This is a genomic window from Lentzea sp. NPDC051838 (assembly GCF_040681245.1).
Classification (GTDB): Bacteria; Actinomycetota; Actinomycetes; order Mycobacteriales; family Pseudonocardiaceae; genus Lentzea.
Map to the genome: position 1 here is coordinate 48,204 of NZ_JBFAYI010000043.1, position 6,423 is coordinate 54,626.

General features: G+C 67.6%; 6 protein-coding genes. 5 read left to right on the plus strand and 1 reads right to left on the minus strand.

Annotation, left to right across the window (positions count from 1 at the left end; genetic code table 11):
• Nucleotides 1–227: 227 nt before the first annotated feature.
• Both AB0M24_RS44150 and AB0M24_RS44155 read left to right on the plus strand, forming a co-directional pair.
• Nucleotides 228–1,241, plus strand: coding sequence for a hypothetical protein (locus AB0M24_RS44150; protein ID WP_363780519.1), 1,014 nt, complete (start codon nt 228–230; stop codon nt 1,239–1,241).
• Nucleotides 1,242–1,317: 76 nt separating this feature from the next.
• On the plus strand, nt 1,318–2,823 hold the full coding sequence (locus AB0M24_RS44155) for an aldehyde dehydrogenase family protein (protein ID WP_363780521.1): 1,506 nt from the start codon (nt 1,318–1,320) through the stop codon (nt 2,821–2,823).
• On the opposite strand, the gene AB0M24_RS44160 is transcribed toward AB0M24_RS44155, so the two are convergent.
• A complete protein-coding gene (locus AB0M24_RS44160) occupies nt 2,820–3,815 on the minus strand; it encodes an iron-siderophore ABC transporter substrate-binding protein (RefSeq protein WP_363780523.1) in 996 nt (331 codons plus the stop codon). The genes AB0M24_RS44155 and AB0M24_RS44160 overlap by 4 nt on opposite strands.
• A 145-nt stretch (nt 3,816–3,960) precedes the next feature.
• Between AB0M24_RS44160 and dhaK the strand changes: the two genes are divergently transcribed.
• From dhaK to dhaM, 3 genes are read left to right on the plus strand one after another with little or no spacing between them, the layout of a single operon-like run.
• Nucleotides 3,961–4,953, plus strand: coding sequence for a dihydroxyacetone kinase subunit DhaK (dhaK, locus tag AB0M24_RS44165; protein WP_363780525.1), 993 nt, complete (start codon nt 3,961–3,963; stop codon nt 4,951–4,953).
• Nucleotide 4,954: 1 nt separating this feature from the next.
• A complete protein-coding gene (gene dhaL, locus AB0M24_RS44170) occupies nt 4,955–5,578 on the plus strand; it encodes a dihydroxyacetone kinase subunit DhaL (RefSeq protein ID WP_363780527.1) in 624 nt (207 codons plus the stop codon).
• Nucleotides 5,575–6,267, plus strand: coding sequence for a dihydroxyacetone kinase phosphoryl donor subunit DhaM (dhaM, locus tag AB0M24_RS44175; RefSeq protein ID WP_363780529.1), 693 nt, complete (start codon nt 5,575–5,577; stop codon nt 6,265–6,267). Before dhaL ends, dhaM begins: the two co-directional genes overlap by 4 nt.
• Nucleotides 6,268–6,423 lie beyond the last annotated feature (156 nt).

A 6,423-nucleotide genomic window follows, 5' to 3' on the forward strand; every position in this document is an offset into this window, starting at 1 on the left:
CTGGGGACGACCTGGGTAAACAGGGTTGAAGGCCTCGATCGTCCACGCGTCGAGCCAGTTGAATGCGCGGCGAATTCGGTTAACCACGTCTCTCCTTCTGTCGGGGTCTTCATCCTGTACATCGCGTTGATCTTCTGAATCGTTCCCGTAGCGCTGAGTGACATGTGCCACGGGCTAACTCGGGGTACCGCCCACGAGCGCGGGGAAAGGTCGCTACCGTGCACGTCGTGCCCCGTTTTCGTGCCACGGCCGTGGTCGCCGCCGCCGCTCTGCTGATGGCGGGCTGCGCGACCGGACCCGGTCTCGACAAGACCCACTCGCTGCGCCGCACCGTGCAGGCGGAGGCGGACGCGACGTCGACGGACCCGTCGACCAAGCCGTCCTCGCAGCCGGGCAAACCGGTCGACCCGGCGTTCGCGGCGGAGCGGATGCGGCTGGTCAACCCGTGCGCGTTGATCGACAAGGACGTCCTGCAGACGGTCGGCACGCCGTCGAGGTACACGAGCAGCAACTACACGCGCTGCTCGAACTACATGAAGGACAAGGCGGGCAAGTCGCTCAGCATCAGCGTGGACGTCGGCTACACGTTGACGTCCGGCGACCTGAAGAACGCGACCAAGCAGATCGCGGGTCTCAAGAGCAGCGAGCAAAAGCTCACGTCGTCGTGCCGCGTGACGGCCGTCACGCAGGAGAACCCCGGTCAGGCCCTGCAGATCTCGGCGAGCACCGGCACCGGCAACGACGCCGCGGCCGAGACGTGCGAGCCGGCGCGCAAGGTGCTCGAGGGCGCTGTCCGCAAGGCGAAGGGCAACCCGCAGAAGTACAGCCCGCCCAAGGGGTCGCCGGTCGAGGTCGACCCGTGCACGATCGTGGACAAGGCGACGCTCGCGCCGGTGCTCGGTGCCTCGCCGCGGTCACTGCCGTTCGGGCTGCATCAGTGCACGTGGAGCGGGCAGAGCGGGTCGATGCAGCTCGACTTCAGGACGGCGCGCATCCCGAAGGACGGCAAGTTCGACAAGGACTCCGCCGAGGTCGACCTCGGCGGCGCGAAGGGCTACCAGGTGTTCAAGGACGGGCCGTTCCCGACCTGTCACCTGATCGTCGTCCGCACCAAGGACTCGAGCGACGCGGGTGAGATCGCCGAGTTCCAGGTCGGGATGTCGAAGGAGAAGGCTGGAGATCGCTGCCAGGCGGCGCAGGCGTTCGCGAAGGCAGTGCTCCCGAGCCTGCCCAGCGCCTGACGGGGCCAGGCGGGGGCTGAAAGTTCTTCAAGTACGCGTTAGTGTCGAGGTTACTGGCGAGTACCCGGGAGGGCTCATGACGCAGACCGCTTCGGACAGCGCGCTGTCGGCCGATGGCGAGCAGCGGCGGTTCGCTTCACTGGACCCGCGCACGGGCGAGGTCGTCGCGCATCACCCGATCCACACGGCGGCGGAGGTCGACGAGGCGGTGTCCTCGGCGCGCGAAGCTTCCGCGTGGTGGGCCGGCCTCGGTTTCGAGGGGCGCAAGACCAAGCTCGACGCGTGGCGCAGAGTGCTGTCGAAACGTGCTGACGAGTTCGTCGCGTTGATCAGCGCCGAGACCGGCAAGCCCGCCGACGACTCCCGCGTCGAGATCGCGCTGGTCATGGACCACCTGCACTGGGCCTCGCGTCATGCGGGCCGTGTGCTGGGCAAGCGCCGTGTCTCCTCGGGCATGCTGATGTTCAACCACGCGGCCACGTTGGAATACCGGCCGTTGGGCGTCATCGGCGTCATCGGGCCGTGGAACTACCCCGCGCACACGCCGATGGGTTCGATCTCGTACGCGCTCGCCGCGGGCAACGCCGTGGTGTTCAAGCCGTCGGAGTTCACGCCGGGTGTGGGCACGTTCCTCGCGTCGACGTTCTCCGAGGCCGTGCCGGAGTACCCGGTGTTCCAGGTCGTCACGGGCTTCGGCGAGACGGGCGCGGCGCTGTGTGCTTCCGGCGTCGACAAGGTCGCCTTCACCGGCTCCACGCGAACCGGCAAGAAGGTCATGGCGGCTTGTGCCTCCACGCTGACGCCGGTGCTGGTCGAGTGCGGTGGCAAGGACGCGCTGATCGTCGACTCGGACGCGGACCTCGTGGCCGCCGCCGAGGCCGCGATGTGGGGCGCTGTGTCGAACGCCGGCCAGACGTGCGCGGGCGTTGAGCGCGTGTACGTGGCCGAAGAGGTGGCCGACGAGTTCATCGAGATCGCGGTGAAGCGGGCGCGCAAGCTCAAGCCGGGTGGCGAGCCGAGCGCGAACCTCGGGCCGATCACGATGCCGTCGCAGGTGGAGATCATCCGCGAGCACGTGCAGGACGCGCTGGACCGCGGTGGCAAGGCATTGGTGGGTGGGCCCGAGTCGATCAGGCCGCCGTACGTCGAGCCGGTCGTGCTGACGGACGTGCCGGAGGACTCGCTCGCGATCACCGAGGAGACCTTCGGGCCGACCGTGGTGATCAACCGGGTGCCGAACGCGCTGGAGGGCGTGCGGCTGGCGAACCAGTCGAAGTACGGGCTGGGCGCGGCTGTTTTTTCGAGGGCGCGTGGTGAGGAGCTGGCGCGGGAGCTGCGGGTCGGCATGGTGTCGATCAACGCGGTGCTGACCTACGCGGCGGTTCCCGGGCTGCCGTTCGGCGGCGTGGGCGACTCCGGGTTCGGGCGCATCCACGGCGAGGACGGGCTGCGCGAGTTCGCCTACCCCAAGGCCGTGACGAAGCAGCGGTTCAAGGCTCTGCTCAACATGACGACGTTCGACCGCTCGTCGCTGGCGGGCAAGCAGATGCTGCGGCTTGCCCGCCTCCTGTTCGGACGTTAGGCGCCGAGCTGCTTCTTGAGGTCGTCGAGGACCACGTTCGCGGCGAGCACGCCGAGGCCGAGGAAGTAGGTCTCGTCGGCGACCGGCTTGGCCTTGCCCGCCTTGACCGCGTTCAGGCCGCTCCACAGCGGACCGCCGAGCACGGAGGCCGACGCGGTCTTGGCCGGGTCGCCGTAGGTGGAGTAGACGATGAAGTCGCCGTCCGCCTTGCCGATCTGCTCGGCGCTGACCTCGGCGGCCAGGTCGTCCACCTGGGACGGCGTCGGCTGGCCGATCTTGGCGTCGATCAGGATCGTGCCGATGAACGACTTCTTGGCGTACAGGCGGATCTTGCCGGGCATGAAGCGCAGCGCCGTGACGGTCGGGCGGACGCCGAGCTTCTTCTCGATGGCGTTGCCGGTCTCGGTGGCCTTGTTCGTGTAGTCCTCGAGCATCTTGGCGGCGTCGGCCTGGCGGTCGAGCGCGGCGGCGTTGAGGAGGAAGTTCTCCTTCCACACGTAGCCGGGGCGCACCGAGAAGACGGTCGGGGCGATCGCGGACAGCTTCGGGTAGAGGGCCTCCGCGCGCAGCTGTGAGCCCAGGATCAGGTCCGGGTTGAGCTTGGTGATCGCCTCGAGGTTGAGGTTGTTGATCGTGCCGACGTTCTCCGGCGTGCCGCCCTTGTCGCCGATGTAGGACGGCATGGTCGGCGAGCCGTCCGTGTACGCGATGCCGACGGGCTTGATGCCGAGGGCGACGACGTTGTCGAGCTCGCCCGTGTCGAGCACGATCACTCGTTCGGGTTTCTTCTCGAGCTTCGTCTCACCCATCGCGTGCTTGATCGTGCGGGGGAAGACGCCGGGCTTCTCCTTGGTGCCGAAGCCGTTGCTCAGCTCGTACGCCTTGCCGAAGTCCTCGCCGCCCTGGGCGACGGTGGGCTTGTCCGGCGTGCTCTGGGTGCACGCGGTCAAGGTCAGGGCTGCTGCGACGAGCAGTGCTGCTCTCTTCGACACGACGTTGTTCCTCCGCTACTCGCAGTGATGTTGACCTGGCTTTATTAGGGCAGCCTAACGGACCTCGGGTCCTTAGCCCGTTCCGAGTGTCAGACCCCCGGAGTAAGAAGGAACACGGTCACCGGCTTCTCTGGAGGGCAGTTCGATGAAGAAGATCATCAACGATCCGGAAACCGTGGTGCAGGACGCGCTGCGGGGCATGCAGGCTGCCCATTCCGATCTGCTGCGGGTGGAGTTCGACCCTGCTGTCATCGTGCGCGCGGACGCACCGGTGCAGGGGAAGGTCGCGCTCATCTCGGGCGGTGGGTCGGGCCACGAACCGATGCACGGCGGCTTCGTCGGGCGCGGGATGCTCGACGCCGCTTGTCCCGGCGCGGTCTTCACGTCGCCGACACCGGACCAGATGGCGTCCGCGGTGTCGCTGACGGACGGCGGCGCGGGCGCGCTGCTGATCGTGAAGAACTACACCGGCGACGTCATGAACTTCGAGATGGCCGGTGAGCTCGCGGAGTCCGAGGTGCGCTCGGTGGTGATCGACGACGACGTGGCCGTGCAGGACTCGCTCTACACCGCGGGCCGTCGCGGTGTCGGCGGCACGGTGCTGCTGGAGAAGATCGTCGGCGCGGCGGCGGAGCGCGGCGACTCGTTGGACGCGTGTGCTTCTCTGGCAGAGCGCGTGATCGCGTCGGTGCGGTCGATGGGCCTGGCCCTGACGGCGTGCACGGTGCCGCACGTGGGCACGCCGTCGTTCGAGCTGGCCGACGACGAGATGGAGATCGGCATCGGCATCCACGGCGAGCCCGGCCGTGCGCGCGTGCCCGTGTCGTCGGCGTCCGAGATGGTGTCGGCGTTGCTGGAGCCGATCTTGGAGGATCTGCCGTTTTCTTCGGGCGACCGGGTGCTGCTGTTCACGAACTCGATGGGCGGAACTCCGTTGATCGAGCTGTACTTGGCGCACGGCATCGCGGAGCAGTTGCTGGCTGATCGGGGGATCACGGTGGAACGTCGGCTGGTCGGGCCCTACATCACGTCGTTGGAGATGCAGGGGATGAGTCTCACGTTGTTGAAGCTGGACGACGAGATGATCTCGCTGTGGGACGCGCCGGTGCACACGCCCGCTCTGCGGTGGGGAGTCTGAGGTGGGGTGCACGGCGGCGGACGTCGTCGCGGCGCTGCGGGCTGCCGCGGTGGTCGTGCAGGAGCACCGGGACGAGCTGGTGCGGCTCGACCAGGCCATCGGGGACGCTGACCACGGCGAGAACATGCGGCGCGGGTTCACCGCGTTGGTGTCCAAGTTGGACAGTGAATCGCCCGCTACGCCTGGGAAGGTGCTGAAGCTCGTAGCCACCACGCTGATCTCCACTGTGGGCGGGGCGGCTGGGCCGTTGTACGGGACGGCGTTCCTGCGTGCCGCTGCTGCGGTGGGGGATCTGGAGGAGCTGGACTGCGAGGCGGTGGCTCGGGCCTTGCAGGCCGCGTTGGACGGGGTGGTCGCTCGGGGCAAGGCCGTCGTCGGGGACAAGACGATGGTGGACGCGTTGACGCCCGCCGTTGCTGCCGCGGCTCAGGCTGACTCGGTGGCCAATGCTCTGTCCGCGGCGGCTGATGCTGCTGAGGAGGGGGCTTCGTCGACCGTGCCGATGGTGGCGCGGAAGGGGCGGGCTTCGTATCTGGGGGAGCGGAGCGCTGGGCACCTGGATCCCGGGGCTCGGTCCACCGCGTTGTTGTTGCGGGCGTTCGCTGATTCGGCGGCCAAGGCATGAGCGGGCGGGTCGGGCTGGTGGTCGTTTCGCACAGCGACATGCTGGCCAACGGGGTTGCCGAGTTGGCCGGGCAGATGGCGCCGGACGTGTCGGTGCTGCCCGTTGGTGGCACGGAGGAAGGTGGGCTCGGCACCGACTACGGGTCTGTGGTCGAGGCGTTGGCCGATGCGGATTCCGGGGTTGGGGTTGTGGTTCTTTACGACCTCGGTAGCGCCAAGATGACCGCTGAGATGGCGGTGGAGTCTGCTGACGATCCGTCTCGTTTTGCGGTGGTCGATGCGCCGTTGGTCGAGGGGGCGGTGGCTGCTGCTGTTGCGGCACAGGGTGGTGCTTCGCTGGCTGACGTCGCGGCTGCTGCTGAGGGGGCTTCTGGGGAGGCTCCTGTCGTGGTGCCTGCTCGGCCTGCGTTGCATCTGGTTTCTGGGGCCGTTTCGGCTGAGGTGTTGTTGACCAACGAGGTCGGGTTGCATGCTCGGCCGGCGGCTTTGTTGGCTCGGACTGTTGCTGAGTTGGATGCTGATGTTGTTGTTCGGTACGGGGATGAGGAGGCCAACGCTGCGAGTGTGTTGGCGTTGATGGGGTTGAGTGCGCCTGGGGGGAAGGCGATCACTGTGGTGGCTACTGGGAAGGATGCCGGGGAGGCGGTTCGGCGGATTGAGGAGTTGGCTGAGCGGGGGTTTGACGATTAGGGGCGCGTTGGGTCTGTAGGTGGTGCTGTTGGTTTGGCGGGTTGCTGTTGCGTGCTTCCCTCTTGGGAGCTCTGCCCCAAACCCCGCCAATCTGATCTGGGGGCCAGCGCCGTCTGCGGGTTGATGGCACGCCTGTTGGTTTGGGCGGCTTGCTGT

Excerpts from the sequence above, each read along its gene's own strand:
- AB0M24_RS44155 (WP_363780521.1), top strand. The coding sequence starts at position 1,318 with ATGACGCAGACCGCTTCGGACAGCGCGCTGTCGGCCGATGGCGAGCAG.
- dhaK (WP_363780525.1), top strand. The coding sequence starts at position 3,961 with ATGAAGAAGATCATCAACGATCCGGAAACCGTGGTGCAGGACGCGCTG.
- dhaM (WP_363780529.1), top strand. The coding sequence starts at position 5,575 with ATGAGCGGGCGGGTCGGGCTGGTGGTCGTTTCGCACAGCGACATGCTG.